Source organism: Escherichia sp. WS1451 (assembly GCF_046487365.1).
GTDB lineage: Bacteria > Pseudomonadota > Gammaproteobacteria > Enterobacterales > Enterobacteriaceae > Escherichia > Escherichia coli.
Genome location: NZ_JBJQJP010000005.1, coordinates 145,302 through 170,972, shown reverse-complemented (window position 1 = coordinate 170,972; position 25,671 = coordinate 145,302). Strand labels below are relative to the sequence as shown.

23 protein-coding genes are annotated in these 25,671 nt (G+C 48.9%); 13 read left to right on the top strand and 10 right to left on the bottom strand.

Features of this window, described 5'->3' with window-relative positions; genetic code table 11:
• Window positions 1-108: 108 nt before the first annotated feature.
• From yqeJ to ACJHX7_RS09215, 4 genes are all read right to left on the bottom strand, one after another.
• A complete protein-coding gene (gene yqeJ / locus ACJHX7_RS09230) occupies window positions 109-591 on the bottom strand; it encodes a protein YqeJ (protein ID WP_410231556.1) in 483 nt (160 codons plus the stop codon).
• Window positions 584-1,393, bottom strand: a complete 810-nt coding sequence (locus ACJHX7_RS09225; protein ID WP_001328926.1) for a transcriptional regulator — start codon at window positions 1,391-1,393, stop codon at window positions 584-586. Before ACJHX7_RS09225 ends, yqeJ begins: the two co-directional genes overlap by 8 nt.
• A gap of 333 nt (window positions 1,394-1,726) precedes the next feature.
• Complete coding sequence (locus ACJHX7_RS09220) at window positions 1,727-2,359, bottom strand: helix-turn-helix transcriptional regulator (RefSeq protein WP_001571840.1); 633 nt, start codon at window positions 2,357-2,359, stop codon at window positions 1,727-1,729.
• 459 nt (window positions 2,360-2,818) lie between these two features.
• The gene (locus ACJHX7_RS09215) at window positions 2,819-4,048 is read right to left on the bottom strand and encodes an amino acid permease (RefSeq protein ID WP_000065955.1); all 1,230 of its coding nucleotides are present in this window, start codon (window positions 4,046-4,048) and stop codon (window positions 2,819-2,821) included.
• Window positions 4,049-4,302: 254 nt separating this feature from the next.
• Between ACJHX7_RS09215 and ACJHX7_RS09210 the strand changes: the two genes are divergently transcribed.
• The 5 genes from ACJHX7_RS09210 to ygeA all read left to right on the top strand — a co-directional run bounded on the left by ACJHX7_RS09210 (window position 4,303) and on the right by ygeA (window position 9,952).
• Window positions 4,303-5,484 carry an acetyl-CoA C-acetyltransferase gene (locus ACJHX7_RS09210; RefSeq protein ID WP_000656025.1) on the top strand — a complete coding sequence of 394 codons (1,182 nt, stop codon included), beginning with the start codon at window positions 4,303-4,305 and terminating at the stop codon, window positions 5,482-5,484.
• Window positions 5,485-5,770: 286 nt separating this feature from the next.
• Complete coding sequence (gene kduI / locus ACJHX7_RS09205) at window positions 5,771-6,607, top strand: 5-dehydro-4-deoxy-D-glucuronate isomerase (RefSeq protein ID WP_094030025.1); 837 nt, start codon at window positions 5,771-5,773, stop codon at window positions 6,605-6,607.
• Between the two features lie 29 nt (window positions 6,608-6,636).
• A complete protein-coding gene (gene kduD / locus ACJHX7_RS09200) occupies window positions 6,637-7,398 on the top strand; it encodes a 2-dehydro-3-deoxy-D-gluconate 5-dehydrogenase KduD (protein WP_094030024.1) in 762 nt (253 codons plus the stop codon).
• A gap of 314 nt (window positions 7,399-7,712) precedes the next feature.
• A complete protein-coding gene (gene araE / locus ACJHX7_RS09195; RefSeq protein WP_000256438.1) occupies window positions 7,713-9,131 on the top strand; it encodes an arabinose-proton symporter AraE in 1,419 nt (472 codons plus the stop codon).
• Window positions 9,132-9,259: 128 nt separating this feature from the next.
• Complete coding sequence (gene ygeA, locus ACJHX7_RS09190; protein ID WP_000848649.1) at window positions 9,260-9,952, top strand: amino acid racemase; 693 nt, start codon at window positions 9,260-9,262, stop codon at window positions 9,950-9,952.
• Here ygeA and lysR read toward each other — a convergent pair.
• Window positions 9,939-10,874 carry a DNA-binding transcriptional regulator LysR gene (lysR, locus tag ACJHX7_RS09185; RefSeq protein WP_000741810.1) on the bottom strand — a complete coding sequence of 312 codons (936 nt, stop codon included), beginning with the start codon at window positions 10,872-10,874 and terminating at the stop codon, window positions 9,939-9,941. The two genes, ygeA and lysR, sit on opposite strands and share 14 nt — an antisense overlap.
• Window positions 10,875-10,995: 121 nt before the next feature.
• Here lysR and lysA point away from each other — a divergent pair, with 121 nt between their 5' ends.
• The gene (gene lysA, locus ACJHX7_RS09180; protein ID WP_001120723.1) at window positions 10,996-12,258 is read left to right on the top strand and encodes a diaminopimelate decarboxylase; all 1,263 of its coding nucleotides are present in this window, start codon (window positions 10,996-10,998) and stop codon (window positions 12,256-12,258) included.
• Between the two features lie 6 nt (window positions 12,259-12,264).
• Here lysA and galR read toward each other — a convergent pair whose 3' ends face one another.
• Window positions 12,265-13,296 (bottom strand): HTH-type transcriptional regulator GalR, encoded by a 1,032-nt coding sequence (gene galR, locus ACJHX7_RS09175; RefSeq protein WP_001571839.1) that lies wholly within the window; start codon window positions 13,294-13,296, stop codon window positions 12,265-12,267.
• 585 nt (window positions 13,297-13,881) lie between these two features.
• Here galR and aas point away from each other — a divergent pair.
• Window positions 13,882-16,041 (top strand): bifunctional acyl-ACP--phospholipid O-acyltransferase/long-chain-fatty-acid--ACP ligase, encoded by a 2,160-nt coding sequence (gene aas / locus ACJHX7_RS09170; RefSeq protein WP_023141692.1) that lies wholly within the window; start codon window positions 13,882-13,884, stop codon window positions 16,039-16,041.
• On the top strand, window positions 16,034-17,227 hold the full coding sequence (gene lplT, locus ACJHX7_RS09165; RefSeq protein ID WP_094030023.1) for a lysophospholipid transporter LplT: 1,194 nt from the start codon (window positions 16,034-16,036) through the stop codon (window positions 17,225-17,227). The genes aas and lplT overlap by 8 nt, the downstream gene beginning before the upstream one ends.
• Before the next feature lie 31 nt (window positions 17,228-17,258).
• On the opposite strand, the gene ACJHX7_RS09160 is transcribed toward lplT, so the two are convergent.
• From ACJHX7_RS09160 to mutH, 4 genes are all read right to left on the bottom strand, one after another.
• Window positions 17,259-18,299, bottom strand: coding sequence for an NADP(H)-dependent aldo-keto reductase (locus tag ACJHX7_RS09160; RefSeq protein ID WP_094030022.1), 1,041 nt, complete (start codon window positions 18,297-18,299; stop codon window positions 17,259-17,261).
• 107 nt (window positions 18,300-18,406) lie between these two features.
• Window positions 18,407-18,625: a lipoprotein YgdR gene (gene ygdR / locus ACJHX7_RS09155; RefSeq protein WP_000758655.1), complete on the bottom strand. Its 219-nt coding sequence runs from the start codon at window positions 18,623-18,625 to the stop codon at window positions 18,407-18,409.
• Between the two features lie 137 nt (window positions 18,626-18,762).
• A complete protein-coding gene (locus ACJHX7_RS09150; RefSeq protein ID WP_094030021.1) occupies window positions 18,763-19,476 on the bottom strand; it encodes a TerC family protein in 714 nt (237 codons plus the stop codon).
• A 68-nt stretch (window positions 19,477-19,544) separates the two neighbouring features.
• Window positions 19,545-20,234, bottom strand: coding sequence for a DNA mismatch repair endonuclease MutH (gene mutH, locus ACJHX7_RS09145; RefSeq protein ID WP_000082188.1), 690 nt, complete (start codon window positions 20,232-20,234; stop codon window positions 19,545-19,547).
• Window positions 20,235-20,419: 185 nt separating this feature from the next.
• Here mutH and ygdT point away from each other — a divergent pair, with 185 nt between their 5' ends.
• From ygdT to thyA, 5 genes are all read left to right on the top strand, one after another.
• Window positions 20,420-20,566, top strand: a complete 147-nt coding sequence (ygdT, locus tag ACJHX7_RS09140) for a protein YgdT (protein WP_000953278.1) — start codon at window positions 20,420-20,422, stop codon at window positions 20,564-20,566.
• Between the two features lie 352 nt (window positions 20,567-20,918).
• Window positions 20,919-21,449 (top strand): RNA pyrophosphohydrolase, encoded by a 531-nt coding sequence (gene rppH, locus ACJHX7_RS09135; protein ID WP_000564489.1) that lies wholly within the window; start codon window positions 20,919-20,921, stop codon window positions 21,447-21,449.
• Window positions 21,450-21,461: 12 nt separating this feature from the next.
• A complete protein-coding gene (gene ptsP / locus ACJHX7_RS09130) occupies window positions 21,462-23,708 on the top strand; it encodes a phosphoenolpyruvate--protein phosphotransferase (protein ID WP_000957936.1) in 2,247 nt (748 codons plus the stop codon).
• Window positions 23,709-23,858: 150 nt separating this feature from the next.
• Window positions 23,859-24,734, top strand: a complete 876-nt coding sequence (gene lgt / locus ACJHX7_RS09125; protein WP_000204658.1) for a prolipoprotein diacylglyceryl transferase — start codon at window positions 23,859-23,861, stop codon at window positions 24,732-24,734.
• 6 nt (window positions 24,735-24,740) lie between these two features.
• On the top strand, window positions 24,741-25,535 hold the full coding sequence (gene thyA / locus ACJHX7_RS09120) for a thymidylate synthase (protein WP_000816232.1): 795 nt from the start codon (window positions 24,741-24,743) through the stop codon (window positions 25,533-25,535).
• Window positions 25,536-25,671: the final 136 nt, after the last annotated feature.

Below are 25,671 nucleotides of genomic sequence, written 5' to 3'. Positions count from 1 at the left end.
AGATGCTGATCAAAACTTTGATGCTTTATACTGGCATATACTACAAGCATATTTAATTTTATTGTTTTATGATTAACGAGGTTCCATCTTTTTGTTATCTATTTAAGTTTACCTTGCACAATGCATTATTGCTCTGTTACTAATACTCAAAATAAAAGCATGCTTACCTTGCTTTAGTATATTATAGCTTACACTTTTTTCTGGAAAGACATAAAAATCAGGAATAAGTTCTGCAAGTCTATCATCATCGACTTGATCCATGATCTCAAATTTATTAACTTTCTTTGATGTTAAATGGGCTGTGTCATAGTTTTCAATCCATGTGTATTCAATATTTCGCCGTATTGATTTACTTTCTCTGTTACCTTGTTGCCAGGTTCCGCTCAACGCAACAGTTCCTGTTTTATTTTTTTTGTTATACATAAAGTCGATGGTAAGATTTGCTCGCCCCTGGTCATTAAAAATTACCCAATTTGCAGTGCATGTTTCATTATATATAATTTTTTCTGCAGAATAAGAGTAAACAATGAAGAGAATAAACCCACTGATAAAAACTAAAATAAATAATAAGTTTTTTTTATAATCAATCACGATTAACCTCACGGTAAGACAGGGTTAAACAGCCTGCCACTTCATGTTGGTTATAGTTTTTATTGCATGCCATAACAATCATCCCTGGTGAGGATTTTGCAAGAGGGAAGTATAACCACGGATATTTTTTACAGTTAATCCCCGAATCCAGTATCCGTGTCTTATATTTATCGAACTCTTTCAACCCATCAATTGTATCTTCTGTCACATTAAAATGGCAGCCATTAATTTCCGCAACAGTCTTGTAATCCTTGAAGAATGGTTTCGGTTGATTATTATTCCATAGCCAATGTGCAGAATATACGCCTATAGCAAATATGCTCAACATAATTAGATAACTTTTTATATGTTTGAGGATTTTGTTATTGAAATTGTTTGCGCTACCAATGCTCTCTTTGTACCCCGCATTACCTTTTACGGCAGGTGGGGCATTGTGTGTATGTGCGTCTGTTGAAGAGTTTATTGCATGATTTTGTATGTTAATGTCATTATGAATCTTGAATCCTCTTCTCGGCACGGTTGCAATAAGCGAGTGGGTTGTATCACCAACAGCGCGAAATCCGCGTCTGATAATGGATATGTTCTGATATAACGTGTTAGTTGGCACACGCATACCTTCTTCTTCCCAGACTCTGGTGAAAAAATCTTGTTGTGCAACCACATCAGGAAAAGCTTCAAGTAGAAGTGATAAACAACGACTGGCTGGCGTTGTCAGAACGACGTTAAGGTCGGCGTTATGTACCGATATTAATTTTCGGTGCTCAGGCCAGAACTCGATATTATCGTTAATAATCCAGTACATACGTCAATAGACACTAAATCAATCGAAATGGAAATCACATAGTTTGCTAAGTATATTGGTATTTACGACATAAATATATATTAATTTTATATTTATCATAATGATTGAAATGAGGCTTTAATGTCGCAACGTAAAACTTTACGCAAATTAACATGATTAACATTTATGCCACTATTGTTTGTAAATTCATATTTCGTAATGCTTCTGAATTTTTCGTGTGATGGTTTTAAATACCATGTTGTTTACTCTTGGGGTTACTGCTTATTTGTAAAATACGGGCATTTCAATAGATGCCCGTATAAGCAGAGTATGATTCTGGCAGATTGTTGAGTATCAATGTTGGACCGAATGTGAACGAATAAATAACTCGTTGATTTTGCCACCCATTCTCTTTTCGATTCGTTGCTTGTACGCGTAGATGCTACGGATATCCATATCCAGAACTTCAGCAATCTGATATGGATTATAACCAGAAACCATATACCCCATTATGGTGAATTCCATCTGAGTTAATGTGTTACCTCTGGTAAATGATAAATAACGACCAATAAATAGTTGTCTGATCTTTTCATTGGCAACATCAAGACCATCATCATTATATATGACAGCAGATATTGCAGAGTTGTGTTTTCGCCAGTAGTTAGCTAACGATTGCATATTGCGGTCGCTGATTAAAACAATCCCCATGTCAGTACTTGCAAGATAGTCAATCCAGTCTTTTTCAAGGAATAGACGTAAAAAACTTACTGAAAAATCGACAAAAATATATCCGCTTAATCTCGCATTGTGGTTTTTTGTTAAGATACCTTCCACCACACCACGATTAAAATATGAACTTTCTTCGGGCCACATACAAAAACACGAGTTTGCGCAATACTGCAAACGCGGTGACTCTTCTGGCATTATTTGGCAATGCATTGAGCAACTATTGCATGTAAGACTTTTATAACGACTACAAAGCCCCATGTTAAGAACCTCCCTATCCGTATATAATTGCATAATTTCATTGGTTATTGATGATGTCAATACACCATGATTTTGTAATTTTGCTGGGAAAAATTGCGATTAATCTGAATTTGCTATAATTCTGATTAAGACATTTAAAAATGCATTTCTCGTTATTAAATATGATTATGTTTCACTGATTTAATCTTGCATGGTCGAACGTGGTCCAGATAACTATCTCATGGTATGAGAATATCTATATCGCAAATTGTTTTTGAATGACCAGAAGATATCTTGCGAATCTAAGTTATGCATCTTAAATAGTCTTATTTAAGATGTTCAGATCTCTTTGTGTGTTTAACTAACTGATAATACTAGGATATGACGAGAGAAGTGATAGAGAGGAATAATAACAAATGAACATTATGAAAACTGGGATGGTTCAAAATTGAAGCAATTTTGAACCATCCACAACGGATATTAGCTAAAGAACATTACCGATACGCACAGGATACCCACGATCAGCGTAATCAGATTTCCGATGGAACGCCAGGGTTTAAGCGCTGGGATGAGATACGTTGACAGCGTAGGCATGATGAAAAGTATCATGGCAATGAGCGGGCCGCTGATCGCGTAAATCATCGAAATCGCGTTCGGGTTAATGCAACAAACAATGAAGGTAATCAGCGATACCAACATAATTGATAGTGCGCGGTTAAATGCACGACTTTTCTTTACACCAACCTGCTGTAATGTTGTTTTGACGACCTCTGTGGCACCTTCAATAACGCCAAAGTACGTACCCAGGAATGATTTCGACATCGCAACTACTGCGACAATAATCCCGGAAATTGACAGCCATGCTGGGGCGTTCGGCAGCATAGAAAGCGCCGATAAAATGGTAACCCCTTCTTCTTTAGCCGCTTCAATATACGAAGGTGGAATAGAAAGCAGGCAGCTAAAGACAAAGAACAATACACTTATGCAGATGATGAGATAAGCGACTTTCATAATTTTTTTGCATTTATCCATAGCATGTTCGCCATATTTTTCACGTCTGTCTATGGCAAACGTAGAAATAATGGGCGTATGGCTAAAGGCGAAAACCATCACGGGAATCGATATCCATATCTGGTGAAGGGTATTCTGATTGAACTCTACCTGGGTAGTTAATAGTTCAGGTTGCCAACTACCGACCAGGTAAATAGATAGAAATAAGAAATAGGCAATCAATGGGAATACCAAAAATCCCATTACCCGAATAGTGGCATGGCGTCCCATCAGAAAAATGAGATTCAGGATTAATACAACCCCCAGGCTCACCAACATACGGATGCGAAGATCAATAACCATATGCTTTGCCAGCTGTTCTGTAAGTGAGTTGGTAATTGCCACGGCATATATCAACACGACGACAAAAAAGGCGATGAAGTACAGCGTGGTAATCAGATTACCAATCTTCTTGCCATAGTAGTGTGTTACCGCGCCCGTTATCCCTTCACCTGCTGATGTTTTTGATGAGAGGATGAACTGGCATAAGGCTTTATGTGGCCAATATGTTAAAGGCCAGGCGACCAGAGCAGTAATAAACAGGACCACAGCCCCTGCCGAACCTAACTGAATAGGAAGGAAGAGCGTGCCTGCACCAACGGCTGTGCCGTAGAGCGCGAAACTCCACAGAGTTTCTTCTTTTGACCAAATATTAGACATTATCTGAACGTATCATCTACAAATTAAACAAAATGGAGGGCAATTTACCATAAACCAGGTTAATTATGGGAGATTAACGCCCTTTCTACCCCTCTATTGGTGGGTTAGTGGTTGCAAACCTTACGTGCCAGTTATGTCTCTGACTGCTGGTCAGGCGTATTTCCTTTGTGATAAAAATCACTTTTTTTAAACAATTAAGATAACTGTAATTAACAATCATTTACTATTGCACTGTTAATTGGTGCGAGGTTGTGATGAAAGACGTTGTGATTGTCGGGGCGTTACGGACACCTATCGGCTGCTTTCGTGGTGCGTTAGCGGGTCATTCCGCTGTGGAACTTGGTAGTCTGGTCGTGAAAGCGTTAATAGAACGTACCGGCGTTCCTGCATATGCGGTGGATGAAGTAATTCTTGGTCAGGTGTTGACTGCAGGGGCAGGGCAGAATCCGGCAAGGCAATCGGCTATTAAAGGTGGTCTTCCTAACAGCGTTTCTGCAATCACTATTAATGACGTTTGCGGTTCCGGGCTTAAAGCACTGCATCTGGCTACTCAGGCGATACAGTGTGGCGAGGCGGATATTGTCATCGCCGGTGGTCAGGAAAACATGAGTCGCGCACCACATGTTCTGACTGATAGCCGCACCGGTGCACAGCTTGGCAATAGCCAGTTGGTTGATAGTCTGGTGCATGACGGCTTGTGGGATGCCTTCAATGATTATCATATTGGTGTCACCGCCGAAAATCTGGCTCGCGAATATGGCATCAGCCGTCAGTTGCAGGATGCTTACGCACTTAGCTCGCAACAAAAAGCGCGAGCGGCGATTGACGCCGGACGATTTAAAGATGAAATCGTCCCGGTAATGACCCAAAGTAACGGTCAGGCGTTGGTTGTTGATACCGATGAACAGCCACGCACTGACGCCAGTGCAGAAGGATTGGCCCGTTTAAATCCTTCATTTGATAGTCTCGGTTCTGTGACAGCGGGTAATGCATCATCCATAAACGATGGCGCAGCTGCGGTAATGATGATGAGCGAAGCCAAAGCGCGAGCGTTGAATTTACCCGTGCTTGCCCGCATTCGCGCATTTGCCAGCGTTGGTGTAGATCCGGCATTAATGGGAATTGCGCCGGTGTATGCGACACGCCGTTGCCTGGAACGTGTCGGCTGGCAGTTGGCTGATGTCGATCTTATTGAGGCTAATGAAGCGTTTGCTGCTCAGGCGCTTTCGGTTGGCAAGATGCTTGAATGGGATGAGCGTCGGGTCAATGTTAATGGTGGTGCGATCGCGCTCGGTCACCCAATAGGTGCGTCCGGTTGCCGAATCCTGGTTTCTCTGGTTCATGAAATGGTGAAACGTAATGCCCGCAAAGGACTGGCTACGCTTTGTATCGGCGGGGGCCAGGGCGTGGCATTGACCATTGAACGTGACGAATAGCTCTGCATTTCCTCCTTACCGATAAATATCAGCCGTCATTAATCTGTTGAATAATGGTGGCTGGCGAGTCGACATACATTTTCAGGGCTCCCTGATTTTTCCATTCTCATGACATATTCGTGATCGACACTGCACTTTTTTCAGTCCTTACCTTAAAAATGAAACATTGTTTTATTTTTAATTGAAAACCCTATCCCGTGGGCATATCATCCCCTTATAGAGAAAACGAAACAGCGTTTCACTATCGTTTTCTATTTTCACGCTTCACTGATTATCGGAGGTTGATGTGGACGTAAGACAGAGCATCCACAGTGCGCATGCAAAAACGCTGGATACCCAGGGGTTGCGCAATGAATTTTTGGTTGAAAAGGTATTTGTCGCCGATGAGTACACCATGGTTTACAGCCACATTGACCGTATTATTGTTGGCGGCATTATGCCGGTAACTAAAACGGTTTCCGTTGGCGGGGAAGTTGGTAAACAACTCGGGGTAAGCTATTTCCTGGAACGTCGCGAGTTAGGTGTTATCAATATTGGCGGTGCCGGTACGATTACCGTCGATGGTCAATGCTATGAAATCGGTCACCGCGACGCCCTGTATGTTGGTAAAGGCGCAAAAGAAGTTGTCTTTGCCAGTATTGATACCGCTACTCCGGCGAAGTTTTATTACAATTGCGCACCTGCGCATACGACGTATCCCACCCAAAAAGTCACACCGGACGAAGTATCTCCAGTCACGTTAGGCGATAACCTCACCAGCAACCGTCGCACGATTAACAAATATTTTGTCCCGGATGTGCTGGAAACCTGCCAATTGAGTATGGGGCTGACGGAGCTGGCTCCGGGTAACTTGTGGAACACCATGCCGTGTCACACCCACGAGCGCCGGATGGAAGTTTATTTCTATTTCAATATGGATGATGACGCCTGCGTTTTCCACATGATGGGGCAGCCGCAAGAAACGCGTCATATTGTGATGCATAACGAGCAGGCGGTGATCTCCCCGAGCTGGTCGATCCATTCCGGTGTCGGAACCAAAGCTTATACCTTTATCTGGGGCATGGTCGGTGAAAACCAGGTCTTTGATGATATGGACCATGTGGCCGTTAAAGATTTGCGCTAGTTGTCGGCATAAACGAATAAGGTATTGTTATGATTTTAAGTGCATTTTCTCTCGAAGGTAAAGTTGCGGTCGTCACTGGTTGTGATACTGGACTGGGTCAGGGGATGGCGTTGGGGCTGGCGCAAGCGGGCTGTGACATTGTTGGCATTAACATCGTTGAACCGACTGAAACCATCAAGCAGGTCACGGCGCTGGGGCGTCGTTTTTTAAGCCTGACCGCCGATCTGCGAAAGATTGATGGTATTCCTGGACTGCTGGATCGCGCGGTAGCTGAGTTTGGTCATATTGATATCCTAGTGAATAACGCCGGATTGATTCGGCGCGAAGATGCTCTCGAGTTCAGCGAAAAAGACTGGGACGATGTCATGAACCTGAATATCAAGAGCGTATTCTTCATGTCTCAGGCAGCGGCGAAACACTTTATCGCGCAAGGCAATGGCGGCAAGATTATCAATATCGCGTCAATGCTCTCCTTCCAGGGCGGGATCCGTGTGCCTTCTTATACCGCATCAAAAAGCGGCGTGATGGGCGTGACGCGATTGATGGCGAATGAATGGGCTAAACACAACATTAATGTTAATGCGATAGCTCCGGGTTACATGGCAACCAACAATACTCAACAACTACGGGCAGATGAACAACGTAGCACGGAAATTCTCGACCGCATTCCAGCTGGCCGTTGGGGACTGCCGAGTGACCTGATGGGGCCGGTAGTGTTTCTTGCCTCCAGTGCTTCAGACTATGTGAATGGTTATACCATTGCCGTGGATGGCGGTTGGCTGGCTCGTTAATCCATTCTTCTTACTTTTATGACCCTGCCGCATGGTAGGGTTTTTTATACCTGTAGATCATCATAATCCATATCATGGTTATGAAATAATCCATATCAATTATCAATTAATGAACTTTATGAATTTTATCTGCTTTAAAATTAGGTGGTTAATAATAATCTCAATAATTCAACTTAATTTGAAAATTGGAATATCCATCACATAACGACATGTCGCAGCAATTTAATCCATATTTATGCTATTTCCGACCTGACACCTGTGTGAATTGTTCACGTATTTTTTCACTATGTCTTACTCTCTGCTGGCAGGAAAAAATGGTTACTATCAATACGGAATCTGCTTTAACGCCACGTTCTTTGCGGGATACGCGGCGTATGAATATGTTTGTTTCGGTAGCTGCTGCGGTCGCAGGATTGTTATTTGGTCTTGATATCGGCGTAATCGCCGGAGCCTTGCCGTTCATTACCGATCACTTTGTGCTGACCAGCCGTTTGCAGGAATGGGTGGTTAGTAGCATGATGCTCGGCGCAGCAATTGGTGCGCTGTTTAATGGGTGGCTGTCGTTCCGCCTGGGGCGTAAATACAGCCTGATGGCGGGGGCTATCCTTTTTGTGCTCGGTTCGATAGGGTCCGCTTTTGCGACCAGCGTAGAGATGTTAATCGCCGCTCGTGTGGTGCTGGGCATTGCTGTCGGGATCGCGTCTTACACCGCTCCTCTGTATCTTTCTGAAATGGCAAGTGAAAACGTTCGCGGTAAGATGATCAGTATGTACCAGTTGATGGTCACACTCGGCATCGTGCTGGCGTTTTTATCCGATACAGCGTTCAGTTATAGCGGTAACTGGCGCGCAATGTTGGGGGTTCTTGCTTTACCAGCAGTCCTGCTGATTATTCTGGTGGTCTTCCTGCCAAATAGCCCGCGCTGGCTGGCGGAAAAGGGGCGTCATATTGAGGCGGAAGAAGTGTTGCGTATGCTGCGCGATACGTCGGAAAAAGCGCGAGAAGAACTCAACGAAATTCGTGAAAGCCTGAAGTTAAAACAGGGCGGTTGGGCACTGTTTAAGATCAACCGTAACGTCCGTCGTGCTGTGTTTCTCGGTATGTTGTTGCAGGCGATGCAGCAGTTTACCGGTATGAACATCATCATGTACTACGCGCCGCGTATCTTCAAAATGGCGGGCTTTACGACCACAGAACAACAGATGATTGCGACTCTGGTCGTGGGGCTGACCTTTATGTTCGCCACCTTCATTGCGGTCTTTACGGTAGATAAAGCAGGGCGTAAACCGGCTCTGAAAATTGGTTTCAGCGTGATGGCGTTAGGCACTCTGGTGCTGGGCTATTGCCTGATGCAGTTTGATAACGGTACGGCTTCCAGTGGCTTGTCCTGGCTCTCTGTTGGCATGACGATGATGTGTATTGCCGGTTATGCGATGAGCGCCGCGCCAGTGGTGTGGATCTTGTGCTCTGAAATTCAGCCGCTGAAATGCCGCGATTTTGGCATCACCTGTTCGACGACGACAAACTGGGTGTCGAATATGATTATCGGCGCGACCTTCCTGACACTGCTTGATAGCATTGGCGCTGCCGGTACGTTCTGGCTCTACACTGCGTTGAACATTGCGTTTGTGGGCATTACTTTCTGGCTCATTCCGGAAACCAAAAATGTCACGCTGGAACATATCGAGCGCAAACTGATGGCAGGCGAAAAGTTGAGAAATATCGGCGTCTGATTTCACGGGCCGGATGTGCTGTACATCCGGCCCTTTTTTCGTTAATAGAGATTAGGCACCTGGCCGTTGAGGCGTTTGTCTCGTTCCTTATTCAGCCTTGTTGCGGTAACACACATCAGGAGAGAGGAATGAAAACAATTGGTTTGCTGGGAGGAATGAGCTGGGAATCCACTATTCCTTACTATCGTCTGATAAATGAAGGCATTAAACAGCGGCTTGGTGGGCTTCACTCTGCGCAAGTGCTGCTACATAGCGTCGATTTTCATGAAATAGAAGAGTGCCAGCGTCGCGGTGAGTGGGACAAAACCGGGGATATTCTGGCTGAGGCGGCGCTTGGCTTACAGCGGGCGGGCGCAGAAGGTATTGTGTTATGCACCAATACGATGCACAAAGTGGCGGATGCCATTGAGTCTCGTTGCTCTCTGCCTTTCTTACACATAGCGGATGCCACTGGACGTGCAATTATCCGGGCTGGAATGACTCGTGTGGCGCTGCTGGGTACGCGTTACACCATGGAACAGGATTTTTATCGCGGGCGGCTGACGGAACAATTTTCCATCAACTGTCTTATTCCTGAAGCGGATGAACGGGCGAAAATTAATCAGATTATTTTTGAAGAACTGTGTCTGGGGCAATTTACCGAAGCGTCACGCGCTTATTATGCGCAAGTGATTGCTCGCCTTGCAGAACAGGGCGCACAGGGCGTTATTTTTGGCTGCACAGAAATTGGTTTACTGGTGCCAGAAGAGCGCAGTGTTCTGCCTGTGTTTGATACCGCGGCGATCCATGCCGAGGATGCTGTCGCTTTTATGCTGTCGTAGCTGACGACAAAATAGCGTCAAGAGAAGTGACCAGTTTCGGTAATCCCGCTTGTAAATGCTCACTAAACGCCTGCACCAGCGCTGATGACGGGCGGTGCAGGGGGCGGATCAGGCTGACGGTGAATGGAACCGCAATGCTGAACCGCCGCACCACTAAACCGCTTGCCGCATAATCCAGTGCGGTGAGCGGGTTAACCACCGAAACGCCTACCCCCGCCCGTACCATTGCGCAGACTGACGCGGCGCTGTGGGTTTCTACGATCATGCGTCGTTTAACCTGATTCTCAGTAAACAATTGATCCAGCAACTGGCGATAGCTGTCAGTACGGGAAAGGCTGATGTAGTTTTCACCGTGAAAATCATCCGGCGTTAATACCTTTTTTACCGCCAGCGGATGGCCCGGAGGTAACACACACACTTCATCTAAAGAGAGTAATTCGGTACGTTCTGTTCCCGCAGGCGTATGGAGTGTCTCAGTGAGTCCTAAATCATGACGCTGGGCCGAGAGCCACTCTTCAAGTAGCGGTGATTCCTGGGGCACGATGTTTAAGCTGACATCGGGATAACGTGCCAGAAAGGGTTGCAGGAGCTGCGGTAAAAAAGATTGCGAAAAGACCGGCAGGCAGGCAATAGACAGTTCTCCCTGGCGAAACTCGCGCAGACTTTCTGCGGCACTGACAATGCGATCCAGTCCGTACCAGGATCGTTGCACTTCTTCAAACAGACGCAGTCCTTGCACGGTAGGATGTAATCGTCCACGTATGCGCTCAAACAATTTCAGCCCGATAACCTTCTCAAAGCGCGCCAGTTCGCGGCTGACGGTTGGCTGTGAGGTGTGTAGCAGGTGTGCCGCCTCAGTCAGGCTTCCGGCGGTCATTACCGCATGAAAAATTTCAATATGACGTAAGTTAACGGCGGCCATTAGCGCTCTCTCGCAATCCGGTAATCCATATCATTTTTGCATAGACTCGACATAAATCGATATTTTTTATTCTTTTTATGATGTGGCGTAATCATAAAAAAGCACTTATCTGGAGTTTGTTATGCCACATTCACTGTTCAGCACTGATACCGATCTCACCGCCGAAAATCTGCTGCGTTTGCCCGCAGAATTTGGCTGCCCGGTGTGGGTCTACGATGCGCAAATTATTCGTCGGCAGATTGCAGCGCTGAAACAGTTTGATGTGGTGCGCTTTGCACAGAAAGCCTGTTCCAATATTCATATTTTGCGCTTAATGCGTGAGCAGGGCGTAAAAGTGGATTCCGTCTCGTTAGGCGAAATAGAGCGTGCACTGGCGGCGGGTTACAATCCGCAAACGCACCCCGATGATATTGTTTTTACGGCAGATGTTATCGATCAGGCGACGCTTGAACGCGTCAGTGAATTGCAAATTCCGGTGAATGCGGGTTCTGTTGATATGCTCGACCAACTGGGTCAGGTTTCGCCAGGGCATCGGGTATGGCTGCGTGTTAATCCGGGGTTTGGTCACGGGCATAGCCAAAAAACCAATACCGGTGGCGAAAACAGCAAGCACGGTATCTGGTACACCGATCTGCCCGCCGCACTGGACGTGATACAACGTCATCATCTACAGCTGGTCGGCATTCACATGCACATTGGTTCTGGCGTTGATTATGCCCATCTGGAGCAAGTGTGTGGTGCTATGGTGCGTCAGGTCCTCGAATTCGGTCAGGATTTACAGGCTATTTCTGCGGGTGGTGGGCTTTCTATTCCTTATCAACAGGGTGAAGAGGCGGTTGATACCGAACATTATTATGGTCTGTGGAATGCCGCGCGTGAGCAAATCGCCCGCCATTTGGGCCACCCTGTGAAACTGGAAATTGAACCAGGTCGCTTCCTGGTAGCGCAGTCTGGCGTGTTAATTACTCAGGTGCGGAGCGTCAAACAAATGGGTAGCCGCCACTTTGTGCTGGTTGATGCCGGGTTCAACGATCTGATGCGCCCGGCAATGTACGGTAGTTACCACCATATCAGTGCCCTGGCAGCTGATGGTCGTTCTCTGGAACACGCGCCAACGGTGGAAACCGTCGTCGCCGGGCCGTTATGTGAATCGGGCGATGTCTTTACCCAGCAGGAAGGGGGAAATGTCGAAACCCGCGCCTTGCCGGAAGTGAAGGCGGGTGATTATCTGGTACTGCATGATACGGGGGCATATGGCGCATCAATGTCATCCAACTACAACAGTCGTCCGCTGTTACCAGAAGTTCTGTTTGATAATGGTCAGGCGCGGTTGATTCGCCGTCGCCAGACCATTGAAGAATTACTGGCGCTGGAATTGCTTTAACTGCGGTTAGTCGCTGGTTGCATGATGACTTGCCTCCAGCGACGGAGTTGACACTGAATGGCGACGTACCAGCGTCGGACTAAAGACATTAGTGATTTCCGGGAGAGGGCGATTATCCGCCAGCGCCAAAGCCAGTTCGGCAGCCTGGGTCGCCATCGTCACGATTGGGTAACGCACGGTGGTCAGGCGCGGACGCACATAGCGTGACACCAGCACATCATCAAAGCCAATTAACGAAATCTCACCCGGTACATCAATACCATTATCATTGAGCACGCCCATCGCGCCCGCCGCCATTGAATCGTTATAACAGGCTACCGCAGTGAAATTTCTTCCTCGTCCCAAAAGCTCGGTCATTGCCTGTTCACCGCCGCTTTCGTCTGGTTCGCCAAATGTCACCAGCCGATCATTGGTCGGAATACCACTTTCAGCAAGGGCATCGTAATACCCTTGCAGACGATCTTCGGCGTCAGAAATAGAGTGGTTAGAGCACAGATAACCAATGCGGGTATGACCTTGCTGAATTAAATGACGCGTTGCCAGCCAGGCACCGTAACGATCGTCCAGAGCAATACAACGGTTTTCAAAGCCAGGCAGGATACGGTTGATCAGCACCATACCGGGCATTTGTTTCATTAATGAGGCTAAATCGGCATCCGGGATCATTTTGGCATGGACAACCAGCGCAGCACAGCGATGGCGGATCAGTTGCTCAATGGCCTGACGCTCTTTTTGTTCGTTGTGGTAACCGTTGCCAATCAATAAAAAATTACCAGTGTGATAAGCCACCTGTTCGACCGCTTTCACCATTGCACCGAAAAACGGATCGGAAACATCACCAACGACCAGACCGACCGTTTCAGTGGTCTGCTGCGCCAGCGCACGGGCGTTGGCGTTCGGGTGATAGCTAAGAGACTCCATTGCACTATGCACAGCAAGCCGGGAAGCTTCGCTGGCTTTGGGTGAATTATTAATGACGCGGGAAACGGTGGCGACTGAAACGCCTGCCAGTCGGGCTACATCCTTTATGGTCGCCATGAAAATACCTTAGTGGGTAAACGCTTACATTCTTTCAGTGTTACGGAAAACGCCCGTTGGTTCAAGGGGGGGCGTGTTTTCATCGTGGGAATGTGAGCCAAACGCAAATAAGTAAGACAAAAAAAGAGATTGCAAACCTTTGGTTACACTTTGCGAAACGCTGTTGCGATTGACCGCTGGTGGCGTTTGGCTTCAGGTTGCTAAAGTGGTGATCCCAGAGGTATTGATAGGTGAAGTCAACTTCGGGTTGAGCACATGAATTACACCAGCCTGCGCAGATGCGCAGGTTTTTTTTTGCCGGTCATCAATCTGTAACAGTAACCGACAATTTACACACCTCGTTGCATTTCCCTTCATTCCTTTGCGTTTTCTCGCTGGCGAAGAGTCGTTGTGCAGACCACAATCAAGATCCCAGAGGTATTGATTGGTGAGATTATTCGGTACGCTCTTCGTACCCTGTCTCTTGCACCAACCTGCGCGGATGCGCAGGTTTTTTTTCGCACCTAATTTACTGTCGCTCGCGTTCTTTATCTCGTGTAATCTCCCTCCATTCGCTTTTACTGAATCAGAGCAAAGGGAGTTGGAATGCTTTTTAGCTTTTTTCGAAATGTGTGCCGTGTTTTGTATCGCGTTCGCGTTACGGGTGACAACCAGGCACTGAAGGGCGAGCGCGTTCTAATCACGCCTAATCACGTCTCTTTTATTGATGGCATACTGCTGGCATTGTTTTTACCCGTGCGTCCGGTATTTGCCGTTTACACCTCAATAAGCCAACAGTGGTATATGCGTTGGCTGAAATCATTTATCGACTTTGTTCCTCTCGACCCGACGCAGCCTATGGCGATTAAACATCTGGTACGTCTGGTGGAACAGGGCCGACCAGTGGTGATTTTCCCTGAAGGACGAATCACCACCACTGGCTCGCTGATGAAAATCTACGATGGCGCGGGATTTGTCGCGGCGAAGTCTGGTGCAACGGTTATTCCTGTGCGTATTGAAGGGGCGGAACTTACGCACTTCAGCCGCCTGAAAGGTCTGGTTAAACGTCGCCTGTTCCCGCAAATTACGCTGCATATTTTGCCACCAACGCAGGTGGAGATGCCGGATGCGCCGCGTGCCCGTGACCGTCGCAAAATCGCTGGCGAAATGCTGCATCAAATAATGATGGAAGCGCGTATGGCGGTGCGCCCGCGTGAAACGCTGTACGAATCTTTACTGAGCGCAATGTACCGCTTCGGAGCCGGGAAGAAATGTGTCGAAGACGTCAACTTTACCCCAGACTCCTATCGCAAATTGCTTACTAAAACGCTGTTTGTTGGACGCATCCTTGAAAAATACAGTGTTGAAGGCGAACGCATCGGCTTAATGCTGCCAAATGCAGGCATCAGTGCGGCAGTGATTTTTGGGGCCATCGCCCGTCGGCGCATTCCGGCAATGATGAACTACACCGCTGGGGTAAAAGGGCTGACCAGTGCTATTACGGCGGCTGAAATCAAAACCATCTTCACTTCCCGCCAGTTTCTCGATAAAGGCAAACTCTGGCATCTGCCGGAGCAACTTACTCAGGTACGCTGGGTCTATCTGGAAGATTTAAAAGCAGATGTCACCACTGCCGACAAAGTGTGGATCTTCGCTCATTTGCTGATGCCGCGTCTGGCACAGGTTAAACAGCAGCCGGAAGAAGAGGCGCTGATCCTTTTTACCTCCGGTTCTGAAGGCCATCCGAAAGGCGTCGTCCATAGCCATAAAAGCATTCTGGCGAACGTCGAGCAGATTAAAACGATTGCCGACTTCACTACCAACGATCGCTTTATGTCGGCGTTACCGCTGTTTCACTCCTTTGGGCTGACAGTAGGCCTGTTTACGCCACTGCTCACAGGTGCAGAAGTGTTCCTTTATCCAAGCCCGCTGCATTACCGCATTGTGCCGGAGTTGGTGTATGACCGCAGTTGCACCGTGTTGTTCGGTACCTCGACTTTCCTCGGTCACTACGCGCGTTTCGCCAACCCGTATGACTTCTATCGTCTACGCTATGTGGTGGCAGGCGCAGAAAAACTACAAGAAAGTACCAAACAGCTTTGGCAGGATAAATTTGGCCTGCGCATCCTTGAAGGCTACGGTGTGACCGAGTGCGCGCCTGTCGTTTCCATCAACGTACCGATGGCGGCGAAACCCGGTACGGTAGGGCGTATTCTACCAGGAATGGATGCGCGCCTGTTGTCGGTTCCTGGTATCGAAGAGGGCGGACGCCTGCAACTGAAAGGGCCGAACATAATGAACGGCTATCTGCGGGTGGAGAAGCCTGGTGTACTGGAAGTGCCCACCGCCGAGAATGTTCGCGGCGAAATGGAGCGCGGCTGGTATGACACTGGCGATATCGTGCGTTTTGACGAGCAGGGCTTTGTGCAGATTCAGGGCCGCGCAAAACGCTTTGCCAAAATTGCAGGCGAAATGGTGTCGCTGGAAATGGTGGAACAACTGGCACTTGGTGTTTCGCCAGATAAAGTCCATGCCACTGCGATTAAGAGCGATGCCAGCAAAGGCGAGGCACTGGTGCTTTTCACCACAGATAACGAACTGACGCGCGATAAGTTACAACAGTATGCCCGCGAGCACGGCGTGCCGGAGCTTGCTGTACCGCGCGATATTCGCTATCTGAAACAGATGCCATTACTTGGCAGCGGCAAACCTGACTTTGTCACGTTGAAAAGCTGGGTAGACGAAGCGGAACAACACGATGAGTGAGTCAGTGCACACTAACACTTCGTTGTGGTCGAAGGGGATGAAAGCGGTTATCGTGGCGCAGTTTCTCTCTGCGTTTGGCGATAACGCGCTGCTGTTTGCCACTTTGGCGTTACTGAAAGCGCAGTTCTATCCGGAGTGGAGCCAGCCCATCCTGCAGATGGTGTTTGTAGGTGCTTACATTCTTTTTGCGCCGTTTGTCGGACAGGTGGCGGATAGCTTCGCCAAAGGCCGGGTGATGATGTTTGCCAACGGCCTGAAGCTGCTGGGCGCAGCCAGTATCTGCTTTGGCATCAATCCGTTTCTCGGCTATACGCTGGTGGGTGTTGGTGCTGCAGCCTATTCACCGGCGAAATACGGTATTCTCGGCGAATTAACCACGGGTAGTAAGTTAGTAAAAGCTAACGGTTTAATGGAAGCTTCTACCATAGCGGCGATTTTGCTCGGTTCCGTAGCCGGTGGTGTGCTGGCTGACTGGCATGTCCTGGTCTCCCTGGCCGCATGCGCACTGGCCTACGGTGGTGCGGTCGTTGCCAATATCTACATTCCCAAACTGGCGGCGGCGCGTCCGGGGCAGTCCTGGAATCTCATCAACATGACCCGCAGTTTCCTGAATGCCTGCACCTCGCTATGGCGCAATGGTGAAACGCGTTTTTCGCTGGTGGGCACCAGTTTATTCTGGGGAGCAGGTGTCACGCTGCGTTTCCTGTTGGTGCTGTGGGTACCGGTGGCGCTGGGCATTACCGATAACGCTACGCCGACCTATCTCAACGCGATGGTAGCGATTGGTATCGTGGTTGGCGCAGGTGCGGCAGCGAAGCTGGTTACGCTGGAAACCGTGTCACGCTGTATGCCAGCCGGGATTTTGATTGGCGTGGTGGTACTGATTTTCTCCCTGCAACACGAGCTGTTGCCAGCCTATGCCTTGTTGATGCTGATTGGCGTGCTGGGGGGCTTTTTTGTAGTACCGCTCAATGCGTTGCTACAGGAGCGGGGTAAAAAAAGCGTCGGGGCGGGGAATGCGATTGCAGTACAAAACCTTGGCGAAAACAGCGCCATGTTGTTGATGCTGGGCATTTACTCGCTGGCGGTAATGGTAGGCGTCCCGGTCGTGCCCATTGGCATTGGCTTCGGTGCGCTGTTTGCGCTGGCAATAACGGCGCTGTGGATCTGGCAGCGCCGTCATTAATATTTAACGCCGGTTTTAACCGGCGTTAATCTTATGGTGCCGGATAAGTGTAAACCTGATGCACCGCTTCAATTTCAGCTAATACGTCTTCGCTTAACTCTAGATGCAAACTTTCGACGTTAGTTTTCAGCTGCTCCATCGTGGTTGCGCCCAGCAGAGTGCTGGCAACAAACGGTTGACGGCGTACAAATGCGAGCGCCATCTGAGCAGGGTCCAGGCCATGACGTCTGGCGATATCAACATACGCCGCGACGGCTTTTTGCGTTTGCTCACTGCTATAGCGGGTGAACCGACTAAAGAGCGTATTACGTGCGCCAGCGGGTTTTGCACCATTGAGATATTTCCCGGTCAGTGTGCCGAAACCCAGGCACGAATAGGCCAGCAGTTCGACCCCTTCATACTGGCTGACTTCTGCCAGACCTACTTCAAAACTGCGGTTTAACAGGCTGTAGGGGTTCTGAATGGTGACAATACGCGGCAGATCGTGTTTGTCCGCCAGATGCAGGTAGCGCATTACGCCAAATGCAGTTTCGTTCGACACGCCGATATAACGAATTTTTCCCGCGCGGTGGTACTCTGCCAGTGCGTCCAGTGTATCCAGCAGCGAAACCGCAGGCGCAGAATCTGTCCAGCTATAACCGAGTTTGCCGAAGCAGTTGGTTGGGCGCTGCGGCCAGTGCACCTGATAAAGATCGAGGTAATCTGTCTGCAGACGCTTGAGGCTGTCATGCAGCGCTTCGCGGATATTCTTCCGATCCAGCGCCTGATCTGGGCGGATGCCTTTGTCATTATTGCGCGACGGTCCGCTCACTTTGGAGGCGATAATTAACTTTTCGCGGCTGCCATGTTTCGCCAGCCAGTTGCCGACGTAGGTTTCGGTTAGCCCTTGCGTTTCGGGGCGCGGAGGTACTGGGTACATTTCGGCAACGTCGATAAGGTTAATGCCCTGAGCGACGGCATAGTCGAGTTGTGCGTGGGCGTCGGCTTCGCTGTTCTGTTCACCAAACGTCATCGTGCCAAGCCCCAGCGTGCTGACTTCCAGCGAACTGTGGGGTATACGGTGATATTGCATAGCCGTTTCCTTTTTATAATCACGACATAAGGAATATAAAAATGGCAGAGGGAAGGGAAAAGGGAAAGAGAAAAATCTTAAGGCCAGCCGGATGCTGACCTTATTTGTTAACGTTCAATAATTTGCGAAACATCATCACGGTTAATTTGCATCGCGTTACCTTGCTGATCGTGATAACTCACCAGCCCGGTATCATCATCAATTTCAGGTTTTCCATCGGTCAAAATCATACGGCCATCTTTGGTCGCCATGACGTAATCACTGGAACACCCGGAAACAGCAAACGCCAGTCCGACTGCAGAAATTATTACTGCCCATTTTTTCATCCGGTTATCCTCATTTGGCCCACCTATGATAATAGTCTTTTTATAAACCGACGTTATATATCTTGAAAGCAGGAAAATCTTAAACTGTGAGGGTAACAGGAGTGAGTACGCCCTCCCGCAGGAGAGCGTACGGAGTATCAGAGCGGATTCTTTTTGTTGCGAATCAGGTTGAGGCTTTCAACCGCAATAGAGAAGAACATCGCGAAGTAGATGTAACCTTTCGGTACGTGGATGTCGAAACTTTCAAGAATCAGGGTAAAGCCCACCAGAATCAGGAAAGAGAGCGCCAGCATTTTTACCGAAGGATGGCGTTCGACAAAATCACCAATCGAGCGTGCGGCGAACATCATCACGCCTACGGCAATCACCACGGCGGCCATCATAATAAACAGGTGATCTGACAGACCCACAGCGGTAATCACCGAGTCGAGGCTGAAGATAATATCCAGCAGCATAATCTGCACGATAGCGCCGAGGAATGATGAAACGCGTGTTTTCAGCTCTTCTTCTTCACCTTCAATGGATTCGTGGATTTCCTTGCTGGCTTTCCAGATAAGGAACAAGCCACCCAGAAGCAGAATCAAATCACGGGCGGAAATTTCCTGGCTGAATATTGTAAAAAGCGGATTCGTCAGGCGCGTAACCCAGGCGATTGATGCCAGCAGCGCCAGACGCATAACCATGGCTCCCGCCAACCCCAGACGGCGCGCATGAGCACGTTGTGCTGTGGGAAGCTTTGCCACCACCAGAGAAAGGAAAATAATATTGTCGATCCCAAGAACGATCTCCAGCAGCGTCAGCGTACCGAGCGCAAGCCAGGCGTTAGGATCGGTTATCCATGCAAATAACATCTAAAAAGCCCTGCCAAAAAAATGAAGCGGTAATTATATGCCCGGAAAGCGGCAGGTCAAAGCGATGGCTACTGGATCAGAAAATGACGGGCCAGTAGTGCACTGGTGAAATTCTTCTTCAAATAAAAGCCGCGTGGCAGCGTCAGAATCCGTTCGCCCCGGGCACCAATGGCTTCGGTAAGCGCTTTCGCATTCGCTGCTTTCGGTCGTATCTGTAAATATTCCCCGTGACGAGCGGTGATCCGCTCAACCTGACCGAGAACAATCATATCCATTAATTCTTCCCAGTCTTCGCGCAGTTGCCGGTCTTCCTCTTCATTCGGGCTCCACAGTAACGGTGATCCTACGCGACGCTGCGCCAGCGGGATGCTGCGCTCGCCTTCAACCGGTATCCACAGTACGCGTTTGAGCTTGTGGCGCACGTGGCTGGTTTCCCAGGTCACCCCGCTATTACCCGTTAACGGGGCAACACAAACGAATGTTGTTTCCAGCGGACGACCAAGACTATCCACAGGGATAGTTTTAAGTTCCACGCCCAGAGCAGCAAAATCTTGCTCAGGTTTACTCCCTGCGCTGGCACCTAGCCAGATCTCCAGTAACACGCCAATCCAGCCCTTATCGCGTTTTAAATTCTCTGGCGTAACCAGCCCGGCAAGTGCCGCCAGTTCTCCCAATGTATAACCAGAAAGTTGCTGTGCTTGCGCTAACAACTGTTCTTCAGTTTCGGGAGGAGAGAGCAGTGGGCGAGGTTGGGACATGTCACGATACCTTGGTTAAAAAACAAACAGCAATTATGTGCCGAATATTCGCAGTGTAACTTTTTCCACAGGCGTTGTTCAATTCTCTGATTTATATTGCTTTTTAGGTTGCCGGTAATCGAGTTGCGCAACACTGCAATGGGTTTTCCAAATCTGGTCACTGAAAATAAACAGGATCTTACACCATGTTATCCACAGAAAGCTGGGATAACTGTGAAAAACCTCCACTACTGTTTCCATTTACAGCCTTGACGTGCGACGAAACTCCAGTTTTTAGTGGTTCAGTGCTTAACTTAGTGGCACATTCTGTGGATAAATACGGCATTGGTTGATCTTTCGCCAACCCGTAAATGAGAGGTGTGACCTGGGTCACGAATTACTCTTTTTTATTACTAAAATTACATGTAATGCATTGACTGATAATGAATATTTTAAAATGTCTATATCGGGCTTATTCAGAATGCTCCGGGTTTTCCCGTAGTAATTCCGTAGTTCTTCACAACTCTATCCACAGAAAAGGTGAATAAAAACGGCTATCCACCCCTTCCTCTGTTTATAACTCTGCACATAACTGTGAGTTATTCAATTGTTATTAGTGTGTAATGCCCTGCAGAGAGTGGTTTACCGTCTTCCTGGAGTATGAAACAATCATTCGTATATAAAGCTTTATTTTGAGGTAGTCCGGTGATTGATGACGATGGCTACCGCCCAAACGTAGGTATCGTGATTTGTAATCGCCAGGGGCAGGTAATGTGGGCCCGGCGATTTGGTCAGCACTCCTGGCAATTTCCGCAAGGCGGAATCAACCCCGGAGAATCCGCAGAGCAGGCGATGTACCGTGAATTGTTTGAAGAAGTAGGATTAAGCCGTAAAGACGTTCGAATCCTTGCTTCAACGCGTAACTGGTTGCGCTACAAATTACCGAAACGTTTGGTGCGTTGGGACACGAAGCCGGTTTGTATCGGCCAAAAACAAAAATGGTTTCTCTTGCAGCTGGTGAGCGGCGATGCAGAAATCAATATGCAAACCAGCAGTACACCAGAGTTTGACGGCTGGCGATGGGTAAGTTACTGGTATCCGGTCAGACAGGTGGTGTCATTTAAACGTGATGTCTACCGTAGGGTAATGAAAGAGTTCGCGAGTGTGGTGATGTCACTGCAGGAAAATACGCCAAAACCACAAAACGCATCTGCTTATCGACGTAAAAGAGGTTAAGTCACGCCAATTATGCTCACTCGCCTGCGCGAAATAGTCGAAAAGGTAGCCAGCGCACCACGCCTGAATGAGGCGTTAAATATTCTGGTTACCGACATCTGTCTTGCGATGGATACCGAGGTCTGTTCGGTTTACCTTGCCGATCATGATCGACGTTGTTACTACCTGATGGCGACCCGGGGGCTGAAAAAACCACGCGGTCGCACTGTAACGCTCGCGTTTGATGAAGGGATCGTCGGCCTGGTTGGCAGGCTGGCGGAACCGATAAACCTTGCAGATGCGCAAAAGCACCCCAGCTTCAAATACGTCCCCTCCGTAAAAGAAGAACGTTTCCGCGCATTTTTAGGCGTACCAATTATTCAACGTCGCCAGTTGCTTGGTGTACTGGTGGTACAGCAACGAGAGTTGCGCCAGTATGACGAAAGTGAAGAATCCTTCCTGGTGACGCTTGCCACCCAGATGGCAGCTATTCTTTCTCAGTCGCAGTTGACTGCCTTGTTTGGGCAATATCGCCAGACGCGAATCCGCGCATTACCGGCAGCACCTGGTGTGGCGATTGCCGAAGGCTGGCAGGATGCCACGTTACCTTTAATGGAACAGGTGTATCAGGCATCAACGCTGGATCCGGCTCTGGAACGCGAACGACTGACCGGGGCGCTGGAAGAAGCGGCAAACGAGTTTCGCCGTTATAGCAAACGCTTTGCTGCCGGTGCACAAAAAGAAACGGCGGCTATTTTCGATCTTTACTCACACCTGCTTTCGGATACCCGGCTGCGTCGCGAATTGTTTGCCGAGGTTGATAAAGGCTCGGTGGCAGAGTGGGCGGTAAAAACGGTCATTGAAAAATTTGCCGAACAGTTTGCCGCGCTAAGCGATAACTATCTCAAAGAGCGGGCTGGCGATTTACGTGCGCTGGGCCAGCGATTGCTGTTTCATCTTGATGACGCTAATCAAGGGCCGAACGCCTGGCCGGAACGTTTCATTCTGGTGGCAGATGAACTGTCAGCGACAACGCTTGCTGAGCTGCCCCAGGATCGCTTAGTCGGTGTTGTCGTGCGCGATGGCGCTGCCAACTCCCATGCTGCGATCATGGTACGTGCGCTGGGGATCCCTACCGTGATGGGCGCGGATATTCAGCCTTCGGTGCTGCATCGTCGGACGCTGATCGTCGATGGTTATCGCGGTGAATTGCTGGTCGATCCGGAGCCGGTACTGCTGCAAGAATATCAGCGGCTAATTAGTGAAGAGATTGAGCTTAGCCGTCTGGCGGAAGATGACGTCAATTTACCCGCCCAGTTAAAAAGCGGCGAGCGCATTAAAGTCATGCTCAATGCCGGTTTAAGCCCGGAACATGAAGAAAAACTGGGCAGCCGTATTGATGGCATAGGACTTTATCGCACTGAAATCCCATTCATGCTGCAAAGTGGTTTTCCGTCGGAAGAAGAACAGGTGGCGCAGTATCAGGGGATGCTGCAAATGTTTAATGATAAACCCGTCACCTTGCGTACGCTGGATGTCGGAGCAGATAAGCAGCTGCCTTACATGCCGATCAGCGAAGAGAATCCATGCCTGGGTTGGCGTGGGATTCGCATTACGCTCGATCAGCCGGAGATCTTCTTGATCCAGGTGCGGGCGATGCTGCGTGCTAATGCCGCTACGGGCAACCTGAATATTCTGTTGCCGATGGTCACAAGCCTCGATGAAGTTGACGAAGCACGCCGCCTGATTGAACGTGCCGGACGTGAAGTCGAGGAGATGATCGGTTACGAAATTCCCAAACCACGTATCGGCATCATGCTGGAAGTGCCGTCAATGGTATTTATGCTGCCGCATCTGGCAAAGCGGGTCGATTTCATCTCTGTTGGCACCAACGATCTGACGCAATACATCCTGGCCGTTGATCGCAACAATACCCGGGTGGCGAACATTTATGACAGTCTTCATCCTGCAATGTTACGAGCTCTGGCGATGATCGCCCGGGAAGCGGAAATACATGGAATCGATCTCCGTTTGTGCGGTGAAATGGCGGGCGATCCCATGTGCGTGGCAATCCTCATTGGGCTTGGGTATCGCCATCTGTCTATGAACGGACGTTCTGTAGCGCGCGTAAAATACCTGCTGCGGCGCATTGATTTTGCTGAAGCAGAAAATCTTGCGCAGCGTAGTCTGGAAGCGCAACTGGCGACCGAAGTTCGCCATCAGGTTGCAGCCTTTATGGAGCGTCGCGGCATGGGCGGGCTGATTCGCGGAGGGTTATAGCGCGGATCATATACATATCTTTTAACGGTATCCGGCAACCAGCCTGGTCCCCTTGTGCTATTATTCGCACCTTTGGAGCGCCTGAAACCTGCGGCGCGCATTTCAATCGCTGTTCTCTTTCAGCGAAATAACAAGAACTTGTGGTGACAGATGACCAGTAGCTATCTGCATTTTCCGGAGTTTGATCCGGTCATTTTCTCAATAGGACCCGTGGCGCTTCACTGGTACGGCCTGATGTATCTGGTGGGTTTCATTTTTGCAATGTGGCTGGCAACACGTCGGGCGAATCGTCCGGGCAGCGGCTGGACCAAAAATGAAGTTGAAAACTTACTCTATGCGGGCTTCCTCGGCGTCTTCCTCGGTGGACGTATTGGTTATGTTCTGTTCTACAATTTCCCGCAGTTTATGGCCGATCCGCTGTATCTGTTCCGTGTCTGGGACGGCGGCATGTCCTTCCACGGCGGCCTGATTGGCGTTATCGTGGTGATGATTATCTTCGCCCGTCGTACTAAACGTTCCTTCTTCCAGGTTTCTGATTTTATCGCACCACTCATTCCGTTTGGTCTTGGTGCCGGGCGTCTGGGCAACTTTATTAACGGTGAATTGTGGGGCCGCGTTGACCCGAACTTCCCGTTTGCCATGCTGTTCCCTGGCTCCCGTACAGAAGATATTTTGCTGCTGCAAACCAACCCGCAGTGGCAATCCATTTTCGACACTTACGGTGTGCTGCCGCGCCACCCATCACAGCTTTACGAGCTGCTGCTGGAAGGTGTGGTGCTGTTTATTATCCTCAACCTGTATATTCGTAAACCGCGCCCAATGGGAGCTGTCTCAGGTTTGTTCCTGATTGGTTACGGCGCGTTTCGCATCATTGTTGAGTTTTTCCGCCAGCCCGACGCGCAGTTTACTGGTGCCTGGGTGCAGTACATTAGCATGGGGCAAATTCTTTCCATCCCGATGATTGTCGCGGGTGTGATCATGATGGTCTGGGCATATCGTCGCAGCCCACAGCAACACGTTTCCTGAGGAACCATGAAACAGTATTTAGAACTGATGCAAAAAGTGCTCGACGAAGGCACACAGAAAAACGACCGTACCGGAACCGGAACGCTTTCCATTTTTGGTCATCAGATGCGTTTTAACCTGCAGGATGGATTCCCGCTGGTGACAACTAAACGTTGCCACCTGCGTTCCATCATCCATGAACTGCTGTGGTTTCTGCAGGGCGACACTAACATTGCTTATCTACACGAAAACAATGTCACCATCTGGGACGAATGGGCCGATGAAAACGGCGACCTCGGGCCAGTGTATGGTAAACAGTGGCGCGCCTGGCCAACGCCAGATGGTCGTCATATTGACCAGATCACTACGGTACTGAACCAGCTGAAAAACGACCCGGATTCGCGCCGCATTATTGTTTCAGCGTGGAACGTAGGCGAACTGGATAAAATGGCGCTGGCACCGTGCCATGCATTCTTCCAGTTCTATGTGGCAGACGGCAAACTCTCTTGCCAGCTTTATCAGCGCTCCTGTGACGTCTTCCTCGGCCTGCCGTTCAACATTGCCAGCTACGCGTTACTGGTGCATATGATGGCGCAGCAGTGCGATCTGGAAGTGGGTGATTTTGTCTGGACCGGTGGCGATACGCACCTGTACAGCAATCATATGGATCAAACTCATCTGCAATTAAGCCGCGAACCGCGTCCGCTGCCGAAGTTGATTATCAAACGTAAACCCGAATCCATCTTCGACTACCGTTTCGAAGACTTTGAGATTGAAGGCTACGATCCGCATCCGGGCATTAAAGCGCCGGTGGCTATCTAATTACGAAACATCCTGCCAGAGCCGACGCCAGTGTGCGTCGGTTTTTTTTACCCTCCGTTAAATTCTTCGAGACGCCTTCCCGAAATTTTGCAATGTCCTGCAACGGCGTAAATAGTCCGGAAGATGCGCCGAAGAA

What these genes read in the sequence shown, in the direction of transcription:
- ACJHX7_RS09225 (WP_001328926.1), bottom strand. Translation starts at nt 1,393, where the DNA reads ATGTACTGGATTATTAACGATAATATCGAGTTCTGGCCTGAGCACCGA.
- ACJHX7_RS09220 (WP_001571840.1), bottom strand. Translation starts at nt 2,359, where the DNA reads ATGGGGCTTTGTAGTCGTTATAAAAGTCTTACATGCAATAGTTGCTCA.
- ACJHX7_RS09215 (WP_000065955.1), bottom strand. Translation starts at nt 4,048, where the DNA reads ATGTCTAATATTTGGTCAAAAGAAGAAACTCTGTGGAGTTTCGCGCTC.
- ACJHX7_RS09210 (WP_000656025.1), top strand. Translation starts at nt 4,303, where the DNA reads ATGAAAGACGTTGTGATTGTCGGGGCGTTACGGACACCTATCGGCTGC.
- kduD (WP_094030024.1), top strand. Translation starts at nt 6,637, where the DNA reads ATGATTTTAAGTGCATTTTCTCTCGAAGGTAAAGTTGCGGTCGTCACT.
- araE (WP_000256438.1), top strand. Translation starts at nt 7,713, where the DNA reads ATGGTTACTATCAATACGGAATCTGCTTTAACGCCACGTTCTTTGCGG.
- ygeA (WP_000848649.1), top strand. Translation starts at nt 9,260, where the DNA reads ATGAAAACAATTGGTTTGCTGGGAGGAATGAGCTGGGAATCCACTATT.
- lysR (WP_000741810.1), bottom strand. Translation starts at nt 10,874, where the DNA reads ATGGCCGCCGTTAACTTACGTCATATTGAAATTTTTCATGCGGTAATG.
- lysA (WP_001120723.1), top strand. Translation starts at nt 10,996, where the DNA reads ATGCCACATTCACTGTTCAGCACTGATACCGATCTCACCGCCGAAAAT.
- galR (WP_001571839.1), bottom strand. Translation starts at nt 13,296, where the DNA reads ATGGCGACCATAAAGGATGTAGCCCGACTGGCAGGCGTTTCAGTCGCC.
- aas (WP_023141692.1), top strand. Translation starts at nt 13,882, where the DNA reads ATGCTTTTTAGCTTTTTTCGAAATGTGTGCCGTGTTTTGTATCGCGTT.
- lplT (WP_094030023.1), top strand. Translation starts at nt 16,034, where the DNA reads ATGAGTGAGTCAGTGCACACTAACACTTCGTTGTGGTCGAAGGGGATG.
- ACJHX7_RS09160 (WP_094030022.1), bottom strand. Translation starts at nt 18,299, where the DNA reads ATGCAATATCACCGTATACCCCACAGTTCGCTGGAAGTCAGCACGCTG.
- ygdR (WP_000758655.1), bottom strand. Translation starts at nt 18,625, where the DNA reads ATGAAAAAATGGGCAGTAATAATTTCTGCAGTCGGACTGGCGTTTGCT.
- ACJHX7_RS09150 (WP_094030021.1), bottom strand. Translation starts at nt 19,476, where the DNA reads ATGTTATTTGCATGGATAACCGATCCTAACGCCTGGCTTGCGCTCGGT.
- mutH (WP_000082188.1), bottom strand. Translation starts at nt 20,234, where the DNA reads ATGTCCCAACCTCGCCCACTGCTCTCTCCTCCCGAAACTGAAGAACAG.
- ygdT (WP_000953278.1), top strand. Translation starts at nt 20,420, where the DNA reads ATGTTATCCACAGAAAGCTGGGATAACTGTGAAAAACCTCCACTACTG.
- ptsP (WP_000957936.1), top strand. Translation starts at nt 21,462, where the DNA reads ATGCTCACTCGCCTGCGCGAAATAGTCGAAAAGGTAGCCAGCGCACCA.
- lgt (WP_000204658.1), top strand. Translation starts at nt 23,859, where the DNA reads ATGACCAGTAGCTATCTGCATTTTCCGGAGTTTGATCCGGTCATTTTC.
- thyA (WP_000816232.1), top strand. Translation starts at nt 24,741, where the DNA reads ATGAAACAGTATTTAGAACTGATGCAAAAAGTGCTCGACGAAGGCACA.